Origin of the sequence: Streptomonospora arabica, assembly GCF_039531585.1 — a bacterium.
GTDB classification, from domain to species: Bacteria; Actinomycetota; Actinomycetes; order Streptosporangiales; family Streptosporangiaceae; genus Streptomonospora; species Streptomonospora halophila.
Genome location: NZ_BAAAQI010000008.1, coordinates 1 through 22,082 on the forward strand (window position 1 = coordinate 1; position 22,082 = coordinate 22,082).

General features: G+C 74.3%; 18 protein-coding genes and 2 pseudogenes. 7 read left to right on the top strand and 13 right to left on the bottom strand.

Annotated features, from left to right (window positions below; all coding sequences use genetic code 11):
* Both ABD284_RS25800 and ABD284_RS14750 read right to left on the bottom strand, forming a co-directional pair.
* Nucleotides 1-165: pseudogene (locus ABD284_RS25800) on the bottom strand (IS982 family transposase); the annotation flags it as partial.
* 123 nt (nucleotides 166-288) lie between these two features.
* Nucleotides 289-1,350, bottom strand: a complete 1,062-nt coding sequence (locus tag ABD284_RS14750) for a DUF4349 domain-containing protein (protein WP_344143572.1) — start codon at nucleotides 1,348-1,350, stop codon at nucleotides 289-291.
* A gap of 250 nt (nucleotides 1,351-1,600) precedes the next feature.
* Here ABD284_RS14750 and hemG point away from each other — a divergent pair, with 250 nt between their 5' ends.
* Both hemG and hemQ read left to right on the top strand, forming a co-directional pair.
* Nucleotides 1,601-3,097, top strand: a complete 1,497-nt coding sequence (hemG, locus tag ABD284_RS14755) for a protoporphyrinogen oxidase (RefSeq protein WP_344143573.1) — start codon at nucleotides 1,601-1,603, stop codon at nucleotides 3,095-3,097.
* A complete protein-coding gene (gene hemQ, locus ABD284_RS14760; RefSeq protein ID WP_344143575.1) occupies nucleotides 3,094-3,804 on the top strand; it encodes a hydrogen peroxide-dependent heme synthase in 711 nt (236 codons plus the stop codon). The genes hemG and hemQ overlap by 4 nt, the downstream gene beginning before the upstream one ends.
* Nucleotides 3,805-3,892: 88 nt before the next feature.
* Here hemQ and ABD284_RS14765 read toward each other — a convergent pair whose 3' ends face one another.
* The 3 genes from ABD284_RS14765 to msrB form a co-directional block, all read right to left on the bottom strand.
* Nucleotides 3,893-4,666, bottom strand: a complete 774-nt coding sequence (locus tag ABD284_RS14765; RefSeq protein ID WP_344143953.1) for a CDP-alcohol phosphatidyltransferase family protein — start codon at nucleotides 4,664-4,666, stop codon at nucleotides 3,893-3,895.
* 79 nt (nucleotides 4,667-4,745) lie between these two features.
* Nucleotides 4,746-5,414, bottom strand: coding sequence for a phosphatidylserine decarboxylase (locus tag ABD284_RS14770; protein ID WP_344143577.1), 669 nt, complete (start codon nucleotides 5,412-5,414; stop codon nucleotides 4,746-4,748).
* A 129-nt stretch (nucleotides 5,415-5,543) separates the two neighbouring features.
* Nucleotides 5,544-5,966 (bottom strand): peptide-methionine (R)-S-oxide reductase MsrB, encoded by a 423-nt coding sequence (gene msrB / locus ABD284_RS14775; RefSeq protein ID WP_344143578.1) that lies wholly within the window; start codon nucleotides 5,964-5,966, stop codon nucleotides 5,544-5,546.
* 202 nt (nucleotides 5,967-6,168) lie between these two features.
* On the opposite strand from msrB, the gene ABD284_RS14780 reads away from it, so the two are divergent.
* Entirely contained in the window at nucleotides 6,169-6,603 is a 435-nt protein-coding gene (locus tag ABD284_RS14780; RefSeq protein ID WP_344143580.1) for a hypothetical protein, read from the top strand.
* 199 nt (nucleotides 6,604-6,802) lie between these two features.
* On the opposite strand, the gene ABD284_RS14785 is transcribed toward ABD284_RS14780, so the two are convergent.
* From ABD284_RS14785 to ABD284_RS14820, 8 genes are all read right to left on the bottom strand, one after another.
* Nucleotides 6,803-7,561 (bottom strand): GntR family transcriptional regulator, encoded by a 759-nt coding sequence (locus tag ABD284_RS14785; protein WP_344143581.1) that lies wholly within the window; start codon nucleotides 7,559-7,561, stop codon nucleotides 6,803-6,805.
* A 292-nt stretch (nucleotides 7,562-7,853) separates the two neighbouring features.
* Nucleotides 7,854-8,624 (bottom strand): pyrimidine reductase family protein, encoded by a 771-nt coding sequence (locus ABD284_RS14790; protein WP_344143582.1) that lies wholly within the window; start codon nucleotides 8,622-8,624, stop codon nucleotides 7,854-7,856.
* 92 nt (nucleotides 8,625-8,716) lie between these two features.
* Nucleotides 8,717-10,828, bottom strand: a complete 2,112-nt coding sequence (gene glgX / locus ABD284_RS14795) for a glycogen debranching protein GlgX (RefSeq protein ID WP_344143583.1) — start codon at nucleotides 10,826-10,828, stop codon at nucleotides 8,717-8,719.
* Nucleotides 10,829-11,094: 266 nt separating this feature from the next.
* Complete coding sequence (locus ABD284_RS14800; protein WP_344143585.1) at nucleotides 11,095-12,729, bottom strand: acyl-CoA dehydrogenase family protein; 1,635 nt, start codon at nucleotides 12,727-12,729, stop codon at nucleotides 11,095-11,097.
* A gap of 336 nt (nucleotides 12,730-13,065) precedes the next feature.
* The gene (locus ABD284_RS14805) at nucleotides 13,066-13,842 is read right to left on the bottom strand and encodes a sirohydrochlorin chelatase (protein WP_344143955.1); all 777 of its coding nucleotides are present in this window, start codon (nucleotides 13,840-13,842) and stop codon (nucleotides 13,066-13,068) included.
* 11 nt (nucleotides 13,843-13,853) lie between these two features.
* On the bottom strand, nucleotides 13,854-14,546 hold the full coding sequence (locus ABD284_RS14810; RefSeq protein WP_344143586.1) for a phosphoadenylyl-sulfate reductase: 693 nt from the start codon (nucleotides 14,544-14,546) through the stop codon (nucleotides 13,854-13,856).
* A complete protein-coding gene (locus ABD284_RS14815; protein ID WP_344143588.1) occupies nucleotides 14,543-14,749 on the bottom strand; it encodes a hypothetical protein in 207 nt (68 codons plus the stop codon). The genes ABD284_RS14810 and ABD284_RS14815 overlap by 4 nt, the downstream gene beginning before the upstream one ends.
* Nucleotides 14,750-14,845: 96 nt before the next feature.
* Nucleotides 14,846-16,522 (bottom strand): nitrite/sulfite reductase, encoded by a 1,677-nt coding sequence (locus tag ABD284_RS14820; protein WP_344143589.1) that lies wholly within the window; start codon nucleotides 16,520-16,522, stop codon nucleotides 14,846-14,848.
* Nucleotides 16,523-16,981: 459 nt separating this feature from the next.
* On the opposite strand from ABD284_RS14820, the pseudogene ABD284_RS14825 reads away from it, so the two are divergent.
* The 4 genes and pseudogenes from ABD284_RS14825 to ABD284_RS14840 form a co-directional block, all read left to right on the top strand.
* Nucleotides 16,982-17,989: pseudogene (locus ABD284_RS14825) on the top strand (YihY/virulence factor BrkB family protein); the annotation flags it as partial.
* A 531-nt stretch (nucleotides 17,990-18,520) separates the two neighbouring features.
* The gene (locus ABD284_RS14830) at nucleotides 18,521-19,243 is read left to right on the top strand and encodes an HNH endonuclease family protein (protein ID WP_344143590.1); all 723 of its coding nucleotides are present in this window, start codon (nucleotides 18,521-18,523) and stop codon (nucleotides 19,241-19,243) included.
* Between the two features lie 491 nt (nucleotides 19,244-19,734).
* A complete protein-coding gene (locus ABD284_RS14835; RefSeq protein WP_344143592.1) occupies nucleotides 19,735-21,150 on the top strand; it encodes a hypothetical protein in 1,416 nt (471 codons plus the stop codon).
* Nucleotides 21,151-21,177: 27 nt separating this feature from the next.
* Complete coding sequence (locus ABD284_RS14840; protein WP_344143593.1) at nucleotides 21,178-22,032, top strand: hypothetical protein; 855 nt, start codon at nucleotides 21,178-21,180, stop codon at nucleotides 22,030-22,032.
* The last annotated feature ends 50 nt before the right edge of the window (nucleotides 22,033-22,082 follow it).

Below are 22,082 nucleotides of genomic sequence, written 5' to 3' on the forward strand. Positions count from 1 at the left end.
GGAGTCGCAGCGCAGCAGGACTTGGGCGATGGCGACGCAGACGAGTTCGGCGTCGGTGAGCAGCCGGGCGGGGCCGCGTTTTCCCGGTTTCCTGCCCGAGGGCAGGACGTGGTCGTCCAGGTGGACATAGAGTGCGGTGAGAAGGGCGTCGAGGTTTGTCTTCACACACTGATCTTCGGCGCCCTTCGCCATGCCCGCAGCCGGTTCGGGAAACTCCCATCAACGATCTAGCGGCGGGACCCCGGTGCGCCGTCCGGGCGGCCGGGGCCCCGAGTCGGGGACGCGCCTTCAGTCGGAGCCGGTGCCACGACCGCCGTCGGCCGGGGGCCCGCTGCCGGGTCGGCCGCGGCCGCCGTCCTCGCGCGCGCCGCTGTCGGCGTCGTCCGCCCGGGAGCCGGCGCCCGCGTCCGGGTCCGGGCCGCCGGCAGGTCCCGCGCCTTCGGCCTCTCCGCTGTCCGGCCCCGACCGGTGCGCAGCGCCGACCGCGGTCGGCACCGGCTCCGCGCCCGCTCCGCGGGCGGAGCGCCGGCGGCGCCACAGCAGCCACGCCGGCGTGCCGACCGCCGCGCCGAGCGCGACGAACGGCAGCAGCCAGCCGACCGCGACAGAGGCCGCCTGCGCGACGTCCACCAGTGCCCGCCAGCCGCGCAGCAGGCCGCCGAGGAATCCGATCGAGTCGTCCGCCGGCTCCTCCACATACGTCTCCGGCGGCGCCAGATCCAGACGCACGGTCCCGTAGGAGGTCTGCTGGGCGAGGGACTCCTGGCGGGCCTGCAGCGCCTCCAGGTCCTGCTGGCGCGTGCTGATCTGCTCCTCGACCGCCAGTACGTCCTCCACGGACTCGGCCTCGTCGAGCAGTTCGCGCAGCCGCTCCAGGGACGCCTCGGCCGACTCCACCCGGCTGTCGACGTCGGCGACCTGCTCGGTGACGTCCTCGACCCTGCGGTCCAGGCTGGACCGGGTGCCCAGGCCGGCCAGCTCCTCCAGCGCCTCCTCGTAGCGCTTCTGCGGCACGTGCAGCGTCAGCGAGGCGTGCGGAGGGCTGCCCTCGGTGGTCTGCACGTTCTCCGCGGCGACGTAGCCTCCGGTCGACTCCGTCCAGTCGACGGCCTCCTCGGCCGCGCCGCGCACGTTCTCGACCTCGACCGAGAGGTCGGCGGTGTGGACCAGGTCGCGTTCGGCGACGGGCACGTCCGCCGCGAGCTGCGAACCGGAGCCGTCCCCGGCCGCGTCCCCCTGCGCCTGGGCGCCGGGCTCGGCGGGGGCGGCCCTTTCGCCGCTCCCGCCGTCGGCGGAGCCGGCCGACGACGCGTCGCCGGCGGATCCCCCCGAGGTCGTGCAGCCGGCCAAAGCAGCGACTACGGCCAGAAGAGCAGCGGCGGCGGCGCGCGCCGTCCGGCTCCGATGAAGCGGTGGAGCGTGTGCGTGTGCGTGTGTGGGAAGCATGGCCGTTGGACGCCCGCCCCCGAAGGCCGCGTTTCGGCAGCCGGGTTGCGGCTTGGTCACGTCCGCTCCCCGGCGCACCGCGCGCCGCCGCGGTCGCAGGAGCCACACACCGACCCCGCGCACACCGCCGCCGGGTATCTGGAAAGCTGGGAGCATGCAGCGCAGACAGCACGTCGTCGTCGTGGGTGCCGGGGTCTCGGGGCTCACCGCCGCCTACCGGCTGGGGCGCGCAGGAGCCGAGGTCACCGTGCTGGAGGCGGCGCCGCGCGCGGGCGGCAAGCTGTACGCCTCGCCGGTGGCCGGCGTCCCGGTCGACGCCGGCGCGGAGTCGGTGCTGGCGCGCCGCCCCGAAGCGCTGGACCTGATCGACGAACTGGGGCTGGCCGACCGCGTCGAGCACCCGGCGCCGCTGCCCGCCGCCATCTACAGCCGCGGCCGCCTGCGCGCCTTTCCCCGGGGCCAGGTGATGGGCGTGCCCGGCGATTTGGCCGCGCTCGCCCGCAGCGGCGTGCTGTCCGTTTCCGGCGTGCTGCGCGCCGGCCTCGACCGCGTACTGCCCCGAACCCGATTGGAGGGCGACCCCACGGTGGCCGGCTACATCGGCGCCCGGATGGGCGGCGAGGTCGTCGAGCGCCTGGTCGAGCCGATGCTGGGCGGCGTCTACGCCGGGCGCGCCGAGCGGCTCTCGCTGGACTCCACGCTGCCCCAGCTCGCCCCGCTGGCCCGTGAGGAGCGCTCGCTGGCCCGCGCCGTGCGCCGCGCGGCCCGGCAGCAGCGCGCGCAGGCCCGCCCCGGCGCCCCCGCCTTCGCCACCCTGCGCGGCGGGATCGCGACACTGGTCGACGCCCTGGCCGCCGGAAGCGGAGCACGCGTCGAGACCTCGGCGACCGTGCGCAAGCTGCAGCGCGCCCCCTCCGGCGGATGGACGCTCACCGTCGGGGCCGCGGCGCCCGACGCCCCCGCCTCGGCGCCCCGCGAGGTCGCCGCCGACGCCGTCGTGCTGGCGTGTCCCGCGCCGGCCGCCGCCAGGCTGCTGCGGCCCCTCGCCCCGGCCGCCGCGGACGGGCTCGCGGGAATCGAGTACGCGAGCATGGCCGTCGTGACCCTGGCCTACCCCCGGGCAGCGTTCTCCCGCCCGCCCTCCGGCAGCGGCTTTTTGGTGTCGGCCCGCGAAGGACTGAGCATCAAGGCCGCCACCTTCAGCAGCCTGAAGTGGCCGTGGCTGGCCGAGGAGCTGGAGGGGGCCGGCCGCGACGCGCGCACGGTGCTCGTGCGGTGCTCGATCGGGCGCGCGGGGGAGGAGGCGCGGTTGCAGCGCAGCGACGACGAGCTCGCCGCGGCGGCCGCCGCCGACCTCGCCGCTGTCTGCGGGATCACCGGGGCCCCCGCTGAGCAGCGGGTCACCCGCTGGGGCGGCGGGATCCCCCAGTACGACACCGGCCACGCGGCCCGGGTAGAGCGCATCCGGGCCGGGGCGGCCGGCCTCGGCGGCGTCGCCGTATGCGGCGCCGCCTACGACGGGGTGGGAATCCCCGCCTGCATCGCCGGCGCGTCCCGCGCCGCCGAGGACGTCCTGGCGCCCGCGCCCGGCCCCGCCGGCGGAGGAGCGCAGGCGCCCACGAGAACCGACCCGACAAGGAGCCATCCGTGACCACGGGGCAGCACAGCCAAGGCGCGGACGACGCGCAGGACCTCAACCAGCTCATCCGCTACACCATGTGGTCGGTGTTCAAGGCCGGCGACCTCTCCGGCGCGGACCGCGGCGCCGCGGGGGAGGAGCTGGCCGCGCTGTTCGACGGTGCGGAGCAGAAGGGGGTGACCACGCGCGGCTGCTATGACGTGCAGGGCTTCCGCGCCGACGCCGACATGATGTTCTGGTGGGTGGGCGAGACCAGCGAAGCGGTCCAGGAGATGTACGCGTCCTTCCGCCGCACCCGGCTGGGCCGGCGGAGCACGCCGGTGTGGTCGGTGGTGGGCCTGCACCGCCCGGCCGAGTTCAACCGCAGCCACGTCCCGGCCTTCCTCGCCGGCGAGGAGCCCCGCGAGCACCTGTGCATCTACCCGTTCGTGCGCTCCTACGAGTGGTACCTGCTGCCCGACGAGGAGCGCCGCGCGATGCTGGCCGAGCACGGCAGGATGGCCGGCCCCTACCCCGACGTGCGGGCCAACACGGTCTCGACCTTCGCGCTGAGCGACTACGAGTGGATGCTGGCCTTCGAGGCCGACGAGCTGCACCGCATCGTCGACCTGATGCGCCACCTGCGCGGCGCCGAGGCGCGCCGCCACACGCGGCTGGAGGTGCCGTTCTACACCGGCCGCCGCAAGAGCCCGGCCGAGCTGGTCGAGGCGCTGGCCTGAGACCGGCCCCGGGCGGGCGGTGCCGAGCGCCACCGCCCGGGCGGCGGGCGGCCGGGGAGCCCCGGCCGCCCGCCGCGGCTTTCGTCCCTCAGTCCGCGGGGCCGCCCGGCGGCGGCAGAGGGCTCTGGGGCACGCTCAGACGCGCGTGGCGGCGCGTGGTGAGCAGGTAGACCGGTACGGCCGCCAGGAGCACCAGCACGAGGCTGGAGCCGGAGTACAGCAGCGCCGTGCCGGCGGGCGCGTCCATCGCCCAGGCGGTCAGGCACGCGACGCTGCCCGCGATCCACACCAGCACCGCGTAGGCCATCCGCCCGCGGGGCTTGGGGTACTCGATGCGGCTGACCATCAGCCAGGCCACCGCCACGACCGCCGCCGATCCCAGGAGCACGGGCGGGTCCAGCAGCACGACGGTGATCACGGCCATGGCGCCGAAGGGGCTGGGCAGCCCGGTGAAGTTGCCGCAGCCCGGGCTCTGGCAGGAGAAGCGCGCCAGGCGCACCACGACCGCCAGCAGCACCGCGGCGGCCGCCGCGACGGGCAGCGCCCCTCCGCCGCCGCCGAGCGTCCCCCAGGCCACCACGAAGAACGCGGGCGCGAACCCGAAGCTGATCACGTCGGCGAGGTTGTCCAGCTCGGCGCCCATACCGCTGCCGCCGAGCCGGCGCGCCACCCGCCCGTCGAACAGGTCGAAGCCCGCGGCGACCAGCAGCAGCACCACCGCCGCGGCGACGGCGCCGCGGTCCAGCGGTCCGGTGCCTCCGCCGGCCAGGTGCGCGGACTGGGCCGCCGCAAGCTGCCAGACCGCCATGAAGCCGCACAGGGCGTTGCCCAGGGTCAGGTAGTCGGCGACGGCCAGGCGCAGCCGGGGCGCGGGCGCACCGGCCGCGGCGGCGCCGGCGACGGCCGCCGCATGGAGCCCGTCCGGGCCTGCAGCGGCGGGATCAGTCGCGGTCGAGGCGGGTTTCTCCGGCTCGGACCTTCTGCCCGACCTCCACCGCCGGGGCGACCCCGGCCGGAAGGTAGACGTCGACGCGTGAGCCGAAGCGGATGAGGCCGATCCTCTGCCCCTTCTCCACCTTCTTCCCTTCAGTGAGATACGGGACGATACGCCGGACCATCGCGCCGGCGATTTGAACGACCGTGACCTCACCGATCTCGGTTTGGAAGGTCCAGATGACGCGCTCATTACGCTCGCTGTCCTTGTCGAATGCGGGTCGGAAGCCGCCGGGCCGGTGCTCGATCCGGGTGACCGCCCCCTCCAACGGAGCACGGTTCACGTGCACGTTCAAGGGGTTCATGAACACGGCGACGCGGGTGCGGCCGTCGCTTCGGGTGTCGATGAACTGCACGACGCCGTCGGCGGCGCATGCGAACCCGGCGCCGGCGGCGACGCGGTCGGGGTCGCGGAAGAACCACACCATGGCCAGCGCCAGTGCGCCCGCCGGAACGGCCGCGAACAGCAGCGCGGGGACAGCCGCTGATGCGGCGGCCAGGATGAGGACCAGGGCGAACGCGGGCAGCAGCCACGGCGCCGAGCCGCGGGCCATGCGGACTCGCAGGAGTCCCGGAGCGCGGACGGGGGCCGGGGTCTGCCGGTCGTGTTCGGTCATCGCCAACTTCCATCGAGGGCGGGGGCCGGGCCCGCGCCGTGCGCTGCCGCGCGCGCATGTGCGGGCGCAGCGATCGTAACGGCTGGAGGAACGGGGATCACCAGCCGAGTGAATCCATGAAGGAGGATGTTATTGCACTGAGTCGTCTGCCTCCAGCGTGAGGGCCACGGAGTTGATGCAGTATCTGGCGTCGGTGGGGGTGTCGTACCCCTCGCCGTAGAAGACGTGTCCGAGGTGGGACTCGCAGGCGGCGCAGCGCACCTCGGTGCGCACCATGCCCAGGGTGCGGTCCTCGTGCAGCGTGACGGCCTCGCTCTGGGCGGGGTCGAAGAAGCTCGGCCAGCCGCAGTGGGACTCGAACTTCTCGCCGGAGCGGAACAGCTCGGCGCCGCAGGCGCGGCAGCGGTAGACGCCGGTGGCCGAGGTCGAGACGTACTCCCCGCTCCAGGGGCGCTCGGTGGCGCCCTGGCGCAGCACGGCGAAGGCCTGCGGGTCGAGGACCGCCCGCCACTCCTCCTCGGACTTGTGCACGGAGCCGGTCTTTTCATCCATACCGGTGACGGTACCGCTCCTCCCACTTCTTCGCCCGGTTGAGGGGGTTATGGCCGGTCACTCCCGGGCCAACACCCCATGGGCCGATGAAAGGTCATTTCTTCACCGCTGGGAAGTTCGCCGGAAAGGTCGCCGGGTACGGAACGTAGTGAGGCTACTGGCAGCCGGGAGTGTGACAATGCTGGTTTCGTATCGACAGCCATTGATCCACCGACAGCCGCTCCATGTGGGGTGGCCCCGCTACTACCGCCTCTGGATCGATCACCAGCTCGTCCGGGTCCGCCGAGGAATCCGGCCGGGATGGACGGCATTCGCCGCAGCCGCCTCCGAGGTCGTCTGGGCCACCCGGCTCACCGCCGGGGCGATGGCCCTGCGCGCGGCCCGGATGCGTCCGGGCCCGTGGACCGACGGGAAGCTGCTGGCGCTGCTCACGGTGGTCGCATTGGGATCGTTGGCCGTCGCCGGCGTGCTGGGCTATGCCCTCAGCCGGTGGGTGGCGAGCGGTCCGGGCGACGTCTTCCCCGCCGCGGGCGGGGCGGTCGCCGTCGGAGGAGCCCTCTTGGTCCTGGTCTTCGTGGTCTTCGCGTCGGTCGACGGAGACCGCTCCAGGGCCGGCCCGACAGAGGGCGGGCGGTAGGTTCAGGCCCCGGCTCGCCCAGCGGGCCGGGGCCGTCCTCTCCCGGCCCGCCGAGCGGCACGGCACCGCGCCGGCCGGCGGGCGCCGCAGGTTCTCTAGCGAACCCGTTGCCTCCATACGCGCACGAAAGCGCTGCCGCGTCAACAGCCGAAAGCCCGGCCGCGCGGTGATTCCCGCGATCCGGGAGGGCTGTGGCGGGTCAGGCGTCGAAGTCGTACTGCAGGACGTAGGCCGAGCCGTCCAGGGTCATCTCGTTGAACTCCACCGCCGTGTGCTCCTCGGTCAGGGCGGTGCGCAGCACGTCCAGCACCGGGGTTCCCGCGTTCAGGTGCAGCGCGGCGGCCTCCTCGGGTGTGGGCATGCGCACCCGGATCTCCTCGGTGAAGTGCGCGGGAGCGCGCCCCTGTTCGGCCAGGCGGGCGTAGATGCCGCCGGGGCCGGTCTCGGGTTCGGCGATGGCGGTGCCCGCCGCGAACTCGGCGGGGAGGTAGGAGGTGGCCAGCTGCATCGGCCGGTCCTCCAGCCGGTAGCGCCGGTGCCGCCGCACCACCGCGGCCTCGTCGGCCAGCCCGAGGGCGCGGGCCACGTAGGCGGGCGCCGGGACCTCGGCCACCTCGACGCTGTCGGTCTCGAACGAGCCGTCCGGGGAGTCGGCCTGCCAGATCGCGCGCCCGGCTCCCCACAGCTCGCGTGACAGGCGCCGCGGGCCGTGCCTGCGTAGCGGGCGGAACGCGCGGACGTAGACCCCCGATCCGCGGATCGCCACCACGATCCCCTCGTTGATCAGCACCGACAGGGCCTGGCGGGCGGTGGCCCGGGCGACGCCGTACTGCTTCATCAGGTCGTTCTCGCCCGGAACGCGGTCGCCGTCGGAGAGCCGACCCGAGGCGATGGCGGTTCGCACATCCTCGGCGATCTCGCGGTAGACCGGCGGTGAGTCGTTTTCGGACGTCGGCACTGCGTTCATCCTCTCGCCCGGAATGCACTGGGACGGCGGATCGGGGGCAGCGGCGCCACCGGAGGGCCGCGCCGTGTTCGCTAGGAAAGCCGGCTCGGGTCGGAGCAAATATTCGATTGTCTCACTTTTTACCCGCGATCGGCCGAGTGTGACTGCGGACCACACTCCGGGTATGTCCGGTTGAGGGTTGGTTTATGCGTGATTGGGGTCGGGCCGGAACCGGCCGCGCGCTCCCTCCGGGCCCGCGGCCGCGGCCGTTGCGCGCCGCGGGCCCCGGCGGGCACCCTCCGCGTCAGGGGCGCCGGTACCGGGCGAACAGCGAGCCCTCCGACTCCAGCAGGCCCGCCAGGCGCAGGTCCTGGGTGTGGGAGGGGGCGTCCCCGGCGACGATGCGCGCGGCCTCGGGACCCAGCAGGCGGGGGCTCAGCGTCAGGCACAGCTCGTCGAGCAGCCCCGCCGCGGTGAACTCGGCCAGCAGGTGCGGTCCGCCTTCGGTCAGCACCCGGTACAGGCCGCGTTCGGCCAGCGCCGCCAGCACCGCCTCAGGCCGCACCGAGCCGGTTCCGGCCACGACCACGTCGGCGGTCTCCTCCGCCTCGCGGCGCCGCTCGGCGGGCGCCGACTCCGTGGTGATCACGATGGTGCGCGCCCGGGGCGGAGCGGCCTTGAGCACGTCGGGGTGCACGTCCAGGGTGCGCGTGACCACCGCAAGGGGAGGGGTGGAGGGGCGCCCTTCGCGCAGGCCGGCCCACACCTCGCGCGGCCGCACCGGCCGGTAGCCCTCGATGCGCGCGGTCGCCGCGCCCGCCAGCACCACGTCGGCCTGCGCGCGCAGTACCCCCATCACGGCCCGGTCGGGCGGAGAGGACAGGTCGGCGGTGCGGCCCGAGGGCCCCCAGGCCCCGCCGTCGGCGCTGGAGACCATGTTGGCGCGCAGCCACGGCCGGGACAGCCCTTCGGGGTAGGCGTAGACGGCGGCGAGATCGGCGTCGTCTTGGGCCGACGGCAGCAGCGCGCGGAAGCGGGGCACCCGGCCTGCGGCGCCCGTGGAAGCGGAAGTCATGACTCCCGAGACTAGACAACGGAGGCGGCCGCGGACCGCCGGGGCCGCGCGCCGCGCCGGGTGCGCCGCGGCCGCCGCGGAGGTCCGCGCCGCTACTGCCGGTGGGAGACGCGCTTGAGCAGCAGCAGCGCCCGGTCGATCACCCGCACCGTGCCAGCCGCCGGCACCAGCGGCCGGTCGGCGGTGTCGGGCTCGGCCGTGTCCAGGGCGGTCTCCCAGGCGATGCCGTACTCCTGGCCGGGCAGGGTGAAGTCGACGGCCTCGCTGCCGCTGTTGAGCAGCAGCAGGAAGGAGTCGTCGCGCACCGGGCGGCCCCGCGGGTCGGGCTCGCCGATGGCGTCGCCGTTGAGGAACACGCCCAGCTCGCGCCCGCCCGCGTTCCAGTCGTCGTCGGCCATCGGCCGGCCGTCGGTGCGCAGCCAGGCGATGTCGGGCAGGCCGCCCTGGCCGGCTTCGCGGCCCTGGAAGAAGCGGCGCCGCCGGAACACCGGGTGCTCGCGGCGCAGCCGCGCCAGCCCGCGCACGTACTCCAGGAGGTCGGACTCCTCGTCGGCGTGCTTCCAGTCGACCCAGGAGATGTCGTTGTCCTGGCAGTAGGCGTTGTTGTTGCCGCCCTGGGTGCGGCCGATCTCGTCGCCGTGCGAGAGCATCGCCACGCCCTGGGAGCAGAACAGGGTGGCCAGGAAGTTGCGCACCTGGCGGCGGCGCAGGGTGACCACGTCGGGGCGCTCGCTGGGCCCCTCGACACCGTGGTTGCTGGAGCGGTTGTCGTCGGTGCCGTCGCGGTTGTCCTCGGCGTTGGCCTCGTTGTGCTTGTGCTCGTAGGAGACCAGGTCGGCCATGGTGAAGCCGTCATGGCAGGTCACGAAGTTGATGGAGGCGACGGGGCGGCGGCCGTCGTCCTGGTAGAGGTCGCTGGAGCCCGACAGCCGCGAGGCGAGCTCGGGCACCACCGGCTCGCCGCGCCAGAAGTCGCGCACGGTGTCGCGGTACTTGCCGTTCCACTCGGTCCACAGCGGCGGGAAGTTGCCCACCTGGTAGCCGCCCGGCCCCACGTCCCACGGCTCGGCGATCAGCTTGACCTGCGAGATGACCGGGTCCTGCTGGACGATGTCGAAGAACGTGCTCAGCCGGTCGACGTCGTGGAACTCCCGCGCCAGCGCCGAGGCGAGGTCGAAGCGGAACCCGTCGACGTGCATCTCGGTGACCCAGTAGCGCAGGGAGTCCATGATCAGCTGCAGCGCGTGGGGGTGGCGCACGTTGAGGCTGTTGCCGCAGCCGGTGTAGTCGAGGTAGTAGCGCAGGTCGTCGTCGGCCACCCGGTAGTAGCTGAGGTTGTCGATGCCGCGCAGCGACAGCGTGGGGCCCATGTGGTCGCCCTCGACGGTGTGGTTGTAGACGACGTCGAGCAGCACCTCGATCCCGGCCTCGTGCAGCGACTTGACCATCGCCTTGAACTCCTGCACCTGCTCTCCGCGGGCGCCGTTGGCCGAGTACCTGCTGTGCGGCGCGAGGTAGGCCAGGGTGTTGTAGCCCCAGTAGTTGGTGAGGTCGCGCGCCACCAGGGCGTGCTCGGGCACGAAGTGGTGCACCGGCATCAGCTCCACGGCCGTGGCGCCCAGCGAGGACAGGTAGTCGATCATCGCCGGGTGGGCCAGGCCGGCGTAGGTGCCGCGCTGGTGCTCGGGTATCTCGGGGTGGCGCATCGTCAGGCCGCGCACGTGGGCCTCGTAGATCACCGTCTGGTGGTAGGGGATGCGCGGCCGCGCGGAGTTGCCCCAGTCGAAGTAGGGGCTGACGACCACGCATTTGGGCACATACGGCGCGCTGTCGCGGTTGTTGCGCCGGCTGGGGTCCTTGAAGTGGTAGCCGAAGAGCGACTCGTGCCAGTGCACGTCGCCTTCGATGGCCTTGGTGTAGGGGTCGACCAGCAGCTTGTTCGGGTTGCAGCGGTGGCCCCGGTCGGGCGCGTAGGGGCCGTGCACGCGGTAGCCGTAGCGCTGCCCGGGGCCGACACCGGGCAGGTAGCCGTGCCAGACGAAGCCGTCGTTCTCGGTGAGCGCCACCCGGGTCTCGCCGCCCCGCTCGCCGAAGAGGCACAGTTCCACCCCCTCCGCGACCTCGGAGAACAGCGAGAAGTTCGTTCCCGACCCGTCGTAGGTGGCACCGAGGGGGTAGGGGGAACCAGGCCAGACTTCCACCATGGCAAGCAATCTCGTTTCTCATTCGTCCGTTGACGAGATGGTTGTTCCGTCCTGGCCGCCCGAGTATTCCTCGACTTGCCGAATCTTGCAGGTCACCCCGGGTGCAATGTCTGTTTTTCGGATCAATTGCGGCTTAGTGCTTGCGGTTTCGGTCGGCGGCGCCCCGCCCCCATCCGGGTTGCGGTCACCCGCGCCGCGGCGCGGGTGACCGCGTTGCCGTCCCCTTCCCCCGTGCTCGTAAGCCGGAAGGGCGTCCCGGACCGCGCCTAGGCGGGGCGCGGGCGGGCCCGCTCGATGATCGCGCCGGTGTCGGCCCCGCGCGGCAGGCCGCCGAAGACGCGGCCCCAGTCGCCGCCCAGGCGCGAGGCCGTGAACGCGTCGGCGACCGGCGCCGGGGCGTGCCGGATCAGCAGCGACGCCTGCAGCAGCAGGGCCATCGACTCCACCAGGCGGCGCGCCCGGAACTCGGCGTCCTCGGTGTCGTGCAGCTGCGCCAGCAGATCCTTCAGCGCGCCGTCGTAGGCGGCGTCGGCGCCCTCGGCCCGCCGCAGCTCCGCGACGAACGCCTCGGCTCCCTCCGGGTGGCGCGCCAGCGCCCGCAGCACGTCCAGCGCCGCGACGTTGCCCGAACCCTCCCAGATCGAGTTCAGCGGGGACTCCCGGAACAGCCGCGGCATGCCCGACTCCTCGACGTAGCCGTTGCCGCCCAGGCACTCCAGGGCCTCGGCGGAGTGCGCGGCCAGCCGCTTGGTCACCCAGAACTTGCCCACCGCGACCGCGATCCGGCGGAACGCGGCCTCGGCCTCGTCGCCGCGGACCGCCCGGTCGGCGGCCCCGGCCAGGCGCATCATCAGCGCCGTCGCGGCCTCGGACTCCAGCGCGAGGTCGGCCAGCACGTTGCGCATCAGCGGCTGGTCGATCAGCGCGCGGCCGAACGCCCGGCGCTGGGAGGCGTGGTGCACCGCCTGCACCAGCCCGGCGCGCATCCCGGCGGCCGAGCCGATCACGCAGTCCAACCGCGTGCCGTTGACCATCTCGATGATGGTCCGCACGCCGCGTCCCGGCTCGCCCACCGGCTGCGCGAAGGCGCCGTCGTACTCCAGCTCCGCCGAGGCGTTGGACCGGTTGCCCAGCTTGTCCTTGAGCCGCTGGATCAGCAGCGCGTTGCGGGTGCCGTCCTCCAGCACCCGCGGCACCAGAAAGCACGTCAGCCCGTCCGGCGCCTGGGCGAGGGTGAGGAAGACGTCGCCCATCGGCGCCGAGGTGAACCACTTGTGCCCAGTGAGGCGGTAGCCGCCGCTGTCGGCCGGAACCGCGCGGGTGGTGTTGGCCCGCACGTCCGAGCCGCCCTGCTTCTCGGTCATCGACATCCCGGCGAGGATGCCGCTCTTGGACTCCGGGGGGCGCAGCCCGAAGTCGTAGCTGCGCGCGGTCAGCAGCGGCTCCAGGCGCGCCGCCAGCTCGGGCGCGTGGCGCAGCGCGGGCACCGCCGCATAGGTCATCGAGACCGGGCAGCCGTGCCCGTTCTCGACCTGCGACCAGACGTAGAACTTGGCGGCGCGCGCGACGTGGGCGCCGGCGCGGTCGTCGGCCCACGGTGCGGCGTGCAGGCCGCGGGAGACGGCGGTGTCCATCAGCACGTGCCAGGCGGGGTGGAAGTCGACCTCGTCCACGCGGCGGCCGTAGCGGTCGTGGGTGCGCAGTACCGGCTCGGCGGCGTTGGCCTGGTCGCTCCAGGCCCGGGCACGGGCGGTGCCGGCCAGAACGCCCAGCTCGCGCACCTCCGCGTCGGCCCAGTCGGCCTCTTCGCGTTCCAGCGCCGACAGCAGCGCGGAATCGGCCCCGGCGTCGTAGTCCTCCAGCGGCTCGGGCTGGTTGAGCACCTCGTGCGTGGGGGGCATGGGCGGCCTTCCCTTCGACGACTCCCGAACGGGATTCGGTCACGACGGGACAAGCGTAGCGCCGCCGGTCGGTGGGGAGCGCGAGCGCGCGACCGCCAGACCGCGGGCGGCGGGTGGCCGACGACGGTCTCACGGCAGCGGAAGCCGGTGGGAGGTCAGGCGTAGAGGGGGAGGTCGTCGGTCTCGATACGGATGTTAGGGAACGACCCCTCTCCGTGCCCGAGGAACCCCAGGATCCACTCCGAATCCTAGTGACCGGGCCCTTCCGCGGCCAGTGCCCGTGCGCCCGGCCGCGTCGGCTCGGTCCGCGGGTCCCGGCGCGCGGGCCCCCGCCGGCTAGCGCGCGGCGGCGTCGGGCAGCGGCACCCGGCCCAGGGCCTCGTCGTAGCGGCGCAGCACCACCTCGGCCACTTCGGGCGCGTCGCCCAGGGCGGGGGAGACGGCCACCGCACCGGCGGCGAAGGCCTGCTCGGCCACCCGGTCGGCGAAGTAGCCCGGTGCCAGCAGGTAGTCGGCCACCGCCACCCGGGAGGCGCCCCCGGCGTAGAGGTCCGCCACCGCCTCGCCGGGCGTGGGGGAGGCCGCCGAGGCGAACGCCGGCACGACGCGCTCCCACGGGCCGCGGCCCTCCAGATCGGCGGCGGCGCGGGCGATCACCGCGTTGGCGCCGGCGTGGCTGGAGCCCGCCGACGCCAGCACCAGCGACGTGCCCGCGCGGCGCGCCCGCGGGGTCTGGGCCAGGCGCCGCTCCACCGCGTCCAGCAGCAGCGGGTGCGGGCCCAGCGTCGCGCCGTAGTGGACCCGCAGCCAGGGGCAGGACTCCCGCACCCGGTCCAGCACCGCGGGCAGGTCGACCCTGCTGTGGTAGGCGGCCGTCAGCAGCGCGGGCAGCACCACGGCCTCGCCCGCGCCCTCGGCGGCCAGCCCTGTCAGCGCGTCCTCGGCGCCCGGCGCCACGTGGTCCAGGTAGGCAACGCGGACGTCCAGGCCGGGCCGCATCGCGCGCACGCGCTCGAACAGCGCCTCGACGGCCCGCGCCGACCGCGCGTCGGCGCTGCCGTGGGCCACCGCCACCAGCGGCGCGCCCGGGGTGTCCGGGGCCTCGTCGCTCATCTCGTATCCGCTCACAGGTGGATGCCGCACTCGGTCTTGTTCAGTCCCGCCCAGCGCCCGCTGCGCAGGTCGTCGCCGTCGGCCACGCGCCGGGTGCAGGGGGCGCAGCCGATCGAGGGGTAGCCGTCGTACTGCAGGGGGTTGACCAGGACCCCGTTCGCCTCGATGTAGGCGTCGGCCTCCTCCCGGGTCCACCGGGCGATCGGGTTGACCTTGACCATCCGCTTGCGGCGGTCCCACTGGACCACCTTGGTGGAGCGGCGGGTGGTGGCCTCGTCGCGGCGCAGGCCGGTCAGCCACGCGTCATAGGGCTCCAGCGCGCGCTGCAGCGGCTCGACCTTGCGGAGGTGGCAGCAGATGTTGGGGTTGCGCCCGTGCAGCCGCGGACCCAGGTCGCGGTCCTGCTCGGCCACGCTGCGCTGGGGTTCCACGTTGATCAGGTTGATGGGGTAGACCGCCGCCGCGGCGTCGCGCGTACCGATCGTCTCGGCGAAGTGGTAGCCGGTGTCCAGGAAGATGACGTCGATTCCGGGCACGACCCGGGAGGCCAGGTCGACCATGAGGGCGTCGGCCATCGAGGAGGTCATGCACAGCCGGTCGCCGAAGGTCTCCGAAGCCCACTGGATGATCTCCTGGGCGCTTGCGTCTTCCAGCTCGGCCGCGGCCCTGTCCGCCAGGTCCTGGCCGTCCAATGTGACGTTCATGCGTTCCCATCCCTCGGTGTCCGGCCGTCGTCCGCGCCGCCGAAGGCGGCCGACCGCAGGCCGATGAACTTCACCCGGAACACCCGCGCGCAGGACAGGCAGCCCCAGGCGTAGCCGGACCCCGACTCGCCGTCGCCCTCGTGCGGCACCAAGTCCTCGTCCCCGCAATAGGGGCAGTAGTGGGGGGCGGCGCGTTCGCTCATCGTCTCCTCACCCCTTCCGCCGGGCTGATCGCCGGTTGTGGCCGCGCCCCGCCGCGCGGCCGGGGCCGGCGCCCGCCGGGCGCCGGCTCGCTCCGCTCACTTCAGATCGCCGTCCTCTGCGCGGGCGGCCCAGGCCGCGAACGACTCGCCGTCCTCGCGCTTGTCCAGGAAGCGCCGCAGCACCCGCTCGATGTAGTCGGGCAGCTCCGCCGACGTCGTCTTGAGGCCGCGCACCTTGCGCCCGAACGCGGCGGTGAGCCCCATGCCGCCGCCCAGGTGCACCTGGAAGCCCTCGACCTGGCGCCCCTCGGAGTCGGTGACCAGCTGGCCCTTGAGCCCGATGTCGGCCACCTGGATGCGGGCGCAGGAGTTGGGGCAGCCGTTGAGGTTGATGGTGACCGGCTCGGGGAAGTCCGGCAGCCGCCGCTCCAGCTCGTCGATCAGCGACGCGCCGCGGTCCTTGGTCTCGACGATGGCCAGCTTGCAGAACTCGATGCCGGTGCAGGCCATGGTCTGGCGGCGGAAGACGCTGGGACGCACTTGCAGGTCCTCGGCCTCCAGCGCGGCCGTGGCCGATTCGACCCTGTCGTCGTCGATGTCGAGGACGACCAGCTTCTGGTCGGCGGTGGTGCGGATGCGGTCCGACCCGTGCTCCTCGGCGATGCCGGCGATGCGCGAGAGCAGGGTGCCCGAGACGCGCCCCACGCGCGGCGCGAAGCCGATGTAGTTGCGGCCGTCGCGCTGGCGGTGCACGCCGATGTGGTCGCGCTGCAGTCCTTCGCGCATGTCCACCTCGGGGCCGTCGGGCAGCGCGTAGCCCAGGTACTCCTTCTCCAGCACCTCGCGGAACCGGGCGGCGCCCCAGTCCTTGATCAGGAACTTGATGCGCGCGCGGTGGCGCAGCCGCCGGTAGCCGTAGTCGCGGAATACGGAGGTGACCCCCGCCCACACCTCGGTGACCTGGTCGGGGCGCACGAAGGCGCCCAGCCGCTGGGCGAACATCGGGTTGGTCGACAGGCCGCCGCCCACGAACAGGTCGAAGCCCGGCGTGCCGTCGGGGCCGATGACGCCCTGGAAGGACACGTCGTTGATCTCGTGGTTGGTGCAGAACGCCGAGCAGCCCGAGACCGAGGTCTTGAACTTGCGCGGCAGGTTGGAGAACAGCTGGCTGCCGATGTACTCGTCGTAGATCCGGTCGATCTGCGGGGAGGCGTCGACGATCTCGTCGGCGTCGATGCCCGCCAGCGGGCAGCCCAGGATCACGCGGGGGGTGTCGCCGCAGGCCTCCATCGTCGACAGGCCCACGGACTCCAGCTTCTCCCAGATGGCGGGGACGTCCTCGACCCGGATCCAGTGCAGCTGGACGTTCTGCCGGTCGGTGACGTCGGCGGTGTCGCGCGCGTAGGAGGTGGAGATCTCGCCGATGGCGCGCAGCTGCGCTACGCTCAGCCGGCCGCCGTCGATGCGCACGCGCAGCATGAAGTAGCGGTCGTCGAGCTCCTCGGGCTCCAGCACCGCGGTCTTGCCGCCGTCGATGCCCGGGGCGCGCTGGGTGTAGAGCCCCAGCCAGCGGAACCGGCCGCGCAGGTCGGCGGGGTCGATGGAGTCGAAGCCGGCCTTGGAGTAGATGTCGATGATGCGCTGCTGGACGTTCAGCCCGTCATCGTTCTTCTTGTTCTCCTCGTTCTTGTTCAGCGGTTCGCGGTAGCCGAGGGCCCATTGGCCCTCGCCGCGGCGCGGCCGGGCGCCGGTCGATGCGGACGTGGGAGGCATTGCGGGGTCCTCCGAGAGGTAGCGCGGGGCACACTGGGCGCCGGCGCGCACCACGGCGGAACCTCGCTACCCGGCACGGCATCGTGGACCCGGGTTCGAGCGGCGGTTCGGCGTGGACCAACGTCGGCGCCGCTTGCGCCCCGGAGAACGGGCGTAAGAACACAAAAAGCGGCGGGGTCAGCCGACGTTGCGACAGATGGCACTGCGGACCCGCAGGAAGTCCACGTGCCGGCGCACGCAGAGCATCGGGTCCAGAGCAGCGATCATGTCCACGACCATGCCATGCCGCGACCCCCGCTGTCCAGGTCCGGGCGGCTCCGGGGGCGGTGAAGCTTGTCACGCGGATTCCGGGTTGCCCTTCGGCGCCCGATGGGCTCCGCCGCGCCGCGGTCACGGAAGGCTATCGAATCGGCCGGTGCACGCGCCGCCGCCGGGACGTCCGCCGCCCGGGGGCCTAGCTTGGTAGGCGTGTGGGGTCTGTGGAGTCGGACGCTGGGCGGCGTGGGGGACCGCGTCGCCTCCTGGCGTGAGCGCCGCCCGGTGCTGGGCGCGCTGCTCCTGCTCGTCGGCCGGACGGTGCGCGCACTCTCGCGCGCACGCGTGGTCGGCCTGGCCGCGGAGTCGGCGTTCTTCTCCCTGCTGTCATTGCCCGCTCTGCTGCTGGGGCTGGTGGGCACGCTGGGGCACCTGCGGCCGGTCCTGGGCCACGCCACCGTGCTGGAGATCCGCGCCTGGATGCTCGACCTGGCCGCCACGGCGCTGACCTCCGGCACCGTCGACTCCCTGGTCGCCCCGCTCGTCGACGAGTTCCTGCGCGGCGCCCAGGGCGGACTGCTGTCGGTGACCTTCCTGGTGTCGCTGTGGTCGGGCTCGCGTGCGATGAACGTCTTCATCGACGCCATCACGATCGCCTACGGCCTGGACGAGCTTCGCGGCTATCTGCGCCAGCGGGTGCTGGCCCTGCTCGCCTACCTGGGCGGGCTGCTGTTCGCACTGGTGGTGCTGCCGGTCCTGGTCGCCGGGCCCGACCTGGTGCACCTGCTGCTTCCGGCGACCGTCGGCTACCTGCACCTGCTCTACTGGCCGCTGGTGTGCGCCCTGTCGACGCTCGCGGTCGCGATGCTCTACGTGCTGAGCACCCCGGTGCGCACGCCGCTGTGGCGCTACCTGCCCGGCGCGCTGGTGGCGATGGCGGTGCTGCTGGCGGGTTCGGCGCTGCTGCGCATCTACCTGGACGCCTCCTTCGGGCAGGTCACCATCTACGGCTCGCTGGCCGCCCCCATCGCCATCCTGGTGTGGCTGTGGCTGATGGCCCTGGCCGTGCTCATCGGCTCGGCGCTGAACGCCGAGATCGACGCCATGTGGCCGACCCCGCGAACGGCCGCCGCGCGCGCCGAGATCGCCGGCCGCCGCCACGAGCGGGCCCGCCGCATGGTGGAGCGGCGCGAGGAGGCGCTGGAGGCCACCGGCCGGCCCGAGGACTCGGGCGAGACACCGGCGGAGATCGCCGCGCGGATGCGGCGGCTGCTGGGCTGGGGCACCGACCGCATCAGCGAGGACACCGACCCGGCCGCCGGGACCGCGTCCTCCCGCCGCCGGCGGCGTGGAGGGGAGCGCCGGCCCGCCCCCGGGAAGGCCGCCGAGCAGGAGGCGGCGCTGGCCGGGCCCGGCCAAGCACCTCCCGGCGTCGGGGCCGCGGGGGAGGGCCCGGCGCCCGCTGGAGCGCCTCCCGGCGAGGCGGCGCCGGGGGAGGCCGCGGAGAGGCCCGCGGACGCCGACGGGGCCGGGCGCGCCGGCTCCGGGGCGACCGAGGAGGACGGGCGGCCTCCGGTCGCCTCCAGCGGTCCGGGCTCCTCGGCCGGCGCCTGCGGCGACCAAGGCACCGCCGCTCCCCAACCCCGCCCCCGCGCCGAGGACCGGGAGACGCCTGGGGCATCCTCGTAGGAACCGGCGCGTTCCTCCCCGAATCCCCGCATCCCGCGCCGGCCGGGTGGTCACATGGCCCGCGCACCGCGCACCGGTCCCCGCCGGACGCCCCGCATCGCCGCCGCGCTGCTCGCGGCGGCCGGGGCCGCGGCCGGCTGCGACGCGTTGCCCGGCACCGACTCCGCCGATCCGACCGCCGCGCCCGCGCCGTCCGCGCAGCAGCCGGCGCCCGGAGCCGATCCGCCCGCCTCCGCCGACGTCGAGCAGGCGATCGCGGACCTGTCGGAGGCCGAGGTGGGCCCCGAAGGGTCCGGTGCGGGCTACGAACGCGAGGAGTTCGGCTCCTCCTGGACCGACACCGACGACAACGGCTGCCCCACCCGCCACGACATCCTCGCCCGCGACCTGCGCCGCCTCCGCGTCGCCGACGACTGCACCGTCACCCGCGGCGTCCTGGAGGACCCCTACACCGGCAGGAGGATCGAGTTCAGCGCCGAGGACCCGATGGAGGTGCAGATCGACCACCTCGTCCCGCTCGCGCTGGCCTGGCGGACCGGCGCCGTCGAGTGGGACCGCGACATGCGGGTCGAGTTCGCCAACGACCCGGACAACCTGATCGCCGCCGACGGCCCGGCCAACCAGAGCAAAGGCGACTCGGGACCGGGGGAGTGGCGGCCCTATCCGCCATTCCGCTGCACCTACGCGGTCGCCTACGTGGACGTGGTCGACGAGTACGGCCTGCGCCTGCCCTCCGCCGACCGCGCCGCGCTGGAGGAGATGCTCGGAGACTGCTGAGCCGGATGCGTGCGCTCTCTCGGCGCAGTCGTACCCTGCCCCGCTGTGACGGGATACGGCCGGCTCGACGGGGCGGCCGGATGTGGCCAGAACACCTGGTCGGCCGGTGCGGGCGGGAATGCGCGTCCCGGCCGGCCGATAGTGTGCACGGCGGTGCTGCGGTGGACGGTCCCGGCCCAGGTCGCGGCGCGGGCGCGGGCGGTCCTGCGCGGGATGCGCGGGCGGCGGCCGCCGTCACGCGGGGCGAACCGCGTCCGGAGGCGCCGGCGGGTCATCAGTATCATCACCGTGACCCGTGATGACTCCTCGCAGCGGAGCGGACCCGCAAGCGGTCCGGAACCCGGCGGAGTCGCGCTCCCGCCCCCCGAGCGTCCGGCACGACAGCATCCCTCGCCAACGGAACAGGTTCAGCACGACATGACCGCAGCGCCTCCACCGCGACGTGCGCCGTACACGGTCCCCGCTCGCGCGGCCGCGAGCCGGGGGCGGCCGTGAGCGAGCCGGCGGCCCCCCACTCCAGCCCGGTCGTCCTGGTGGTCGCCGCCGACGAGCGCAGCGCCGAGGTCACCATCGAGCGCCACACGCGCACCGTCTTCGGCGCCACCCCGAAGGAGACGCGCAACGCCGCCCTGGACCTGTCCGCCGAGTACGCCGCCCACATGGGCAGGCCGGTCCTGGTCAACGCGCGCGACGGCAACGGCGCCTGGCAGCTGATCGTCAGCCCCACCGGCGTGGTCCGGGCCGCGGGCGGCACCGAGGCCGCCCTGCTCAGCGGGAGCCCGCGCACGAAGCCCAAGCGCGGCAGGCGCATCGCCCTCGCCGTGGTCGGGGCGGCGGCCGCGCTCGCCGTCCTCGCCGGGGGCGCGTTCGCCGCGGTCCGCTACGTGCCCGCGCTGGTGCCCGAGGCGGCGCCCGCCGACGACCGGCCCGCGGCGACGATGGAGTCGCGCCAGGCGCCTCCGGGGTTCACCCGCGACGCCGCCTGGCGGCGGCCGATGCACGCCGGCACGGAGCCCGACGTCGCCGAGGGCGGCAAGCGCGCCGCCTACATCGACCCCGGCGGCCGCCTGCGCGTCGTCGGCCGCGACGGCGGGCCCCGGTGGACCGCCGACCTCCCGCTGTCCGCGGACGAGGTCGTCAGCGGGCCGCGCTTCGTGCGCGCCGGGTCCGCGGACGCCGTCGCCGTCGTGGGCGGCGGTGCGCTGTGGCTGTGGGAGTCCGGCGGGGGCACCCCGCGGGAGGTGGCGCTGCCCGAGGGCGCCGACGTCAGCTACGCCGGAGGCGCCCCCCTGGTCATCGCCGACGCGAAGGCCTCGATCCCGGTCGACGGCGAGCTCGCCCCGGTCGAGAAGCCGGAGGGCACGGGCGCGCTGCTCTCCGACGGCGAGCGGGTGCTGACCGCCGTCGTGCGGGGCCCCTGGACCTGGGTCGCCCCCGATGGGGCCACGGAGCGTGTGCGGCCGCAGACTCCTGAGGGCGCCGAATCGCTCCACGAGGTCTACAGCGCCGGCGGCGGCTACGTCGTCGCCGCCTGGAACCCGGCCGGCGGCGGCGACGGGAAGGTGCTCGCCTTCCACGACTGGTCGGACGGCTCGGTCGCGGCCGCCGCGGAGGCTTCCGAGGAGGGGCTGGCCGACTCCGTCCTCGTGCACACCCCGAAGGCCGCCGCCTTCGGGCCCGTCATCGCCGATCCGCGGGAGGGCAGCGCCACCGCCCTGGAAGGCTTCGAAGCCGTCAGCGCCGCCGGCGGCACCGTCTTCGGTGAGGTGGGCGGTGTCGACGTCGCGACCACCGCCGGCGCCGAACCGATCGAACTCGAGGGCGACGTCGCCCGGCCCTGGGGGCTGCTCGGCGGCCGCGCGGTCGTGGTCGCCGACGGCGACGTCTACGCCCTCGTGCCCGAATAACCCCCTCTCGAAGCAGAAAGGAGCGATATGTCCTGGAAACCACGCGCGATCGGCGTGACCGCCGCCGGCCTGCTGGCCGTCGGCTTCACCGGCGCGCCGGCGTTCGCCGACACCGCGGACCCCGCGGATGCGGCGGCCGAGCCCCAGGAGTCTGCCCAGCAGGCTCCCGGGGCGGAGGCGCAGACGGAGTCCGCGCCCGAGACGGAAGAGCAGGCGGATCAGGTCGTCGAGCCGCAGCTCGGTCTCGGCGGAGTGGTCGGATCGGCCGGCGATGCCGTCGGCAGCGCTGCCGACGGCCTCCTCCCCGACCCGCCGGGCGGCGAGGACCCCGACCCCGGCGGGCCCGGTGAGACTCCGGGCGGTCCCGAGGACCCCGGTCCGGAGGACCCGGGCCCCGAGGACCCCGGTCCCGAGGACCCGGGCCCCGAGGACCCCGGTCCCGAGGACCCGGGCCCCGAGGACCCCGGTCCGGAAGACCCCGGCCCCGAGGACCCCGGTCCCGAAGACCCGGGCCCCGAGGACCCGAGTCCCGAGGACCCGGGCGACGAGACGCCTGACCCGGGCGGCCCCGGTGACGGCGACGAGACGCCCGATCCGGGCAACGGCGGCGAGACGCCGGGCCCCGGTGACGGTGACGGTGACGGCGACGACTCGGCCAACCCGCCCGCCGACGACTCCGGCAGCGGCGGCGACTCCGACTCCGCCGACACCGGTTCGGCGGCGAGCGCAGCAGCCGGCTCCGGCGGAGGCGACTCCGACGGCGGCGGTTACCTGCCCACCACGGGTGTCGACCTGACCGGGTTCGTGCTCGGGGGTGTCATCGCGACCGGCATCGGCGCCGTGACCCTCTACGCCACGCGCCGGCCGCAAGAGGCCAGGTAGCCTCGCGCGGCGCGGCCGCTCCCGGCCCGGCCACCCGGCCGGACCGGGAG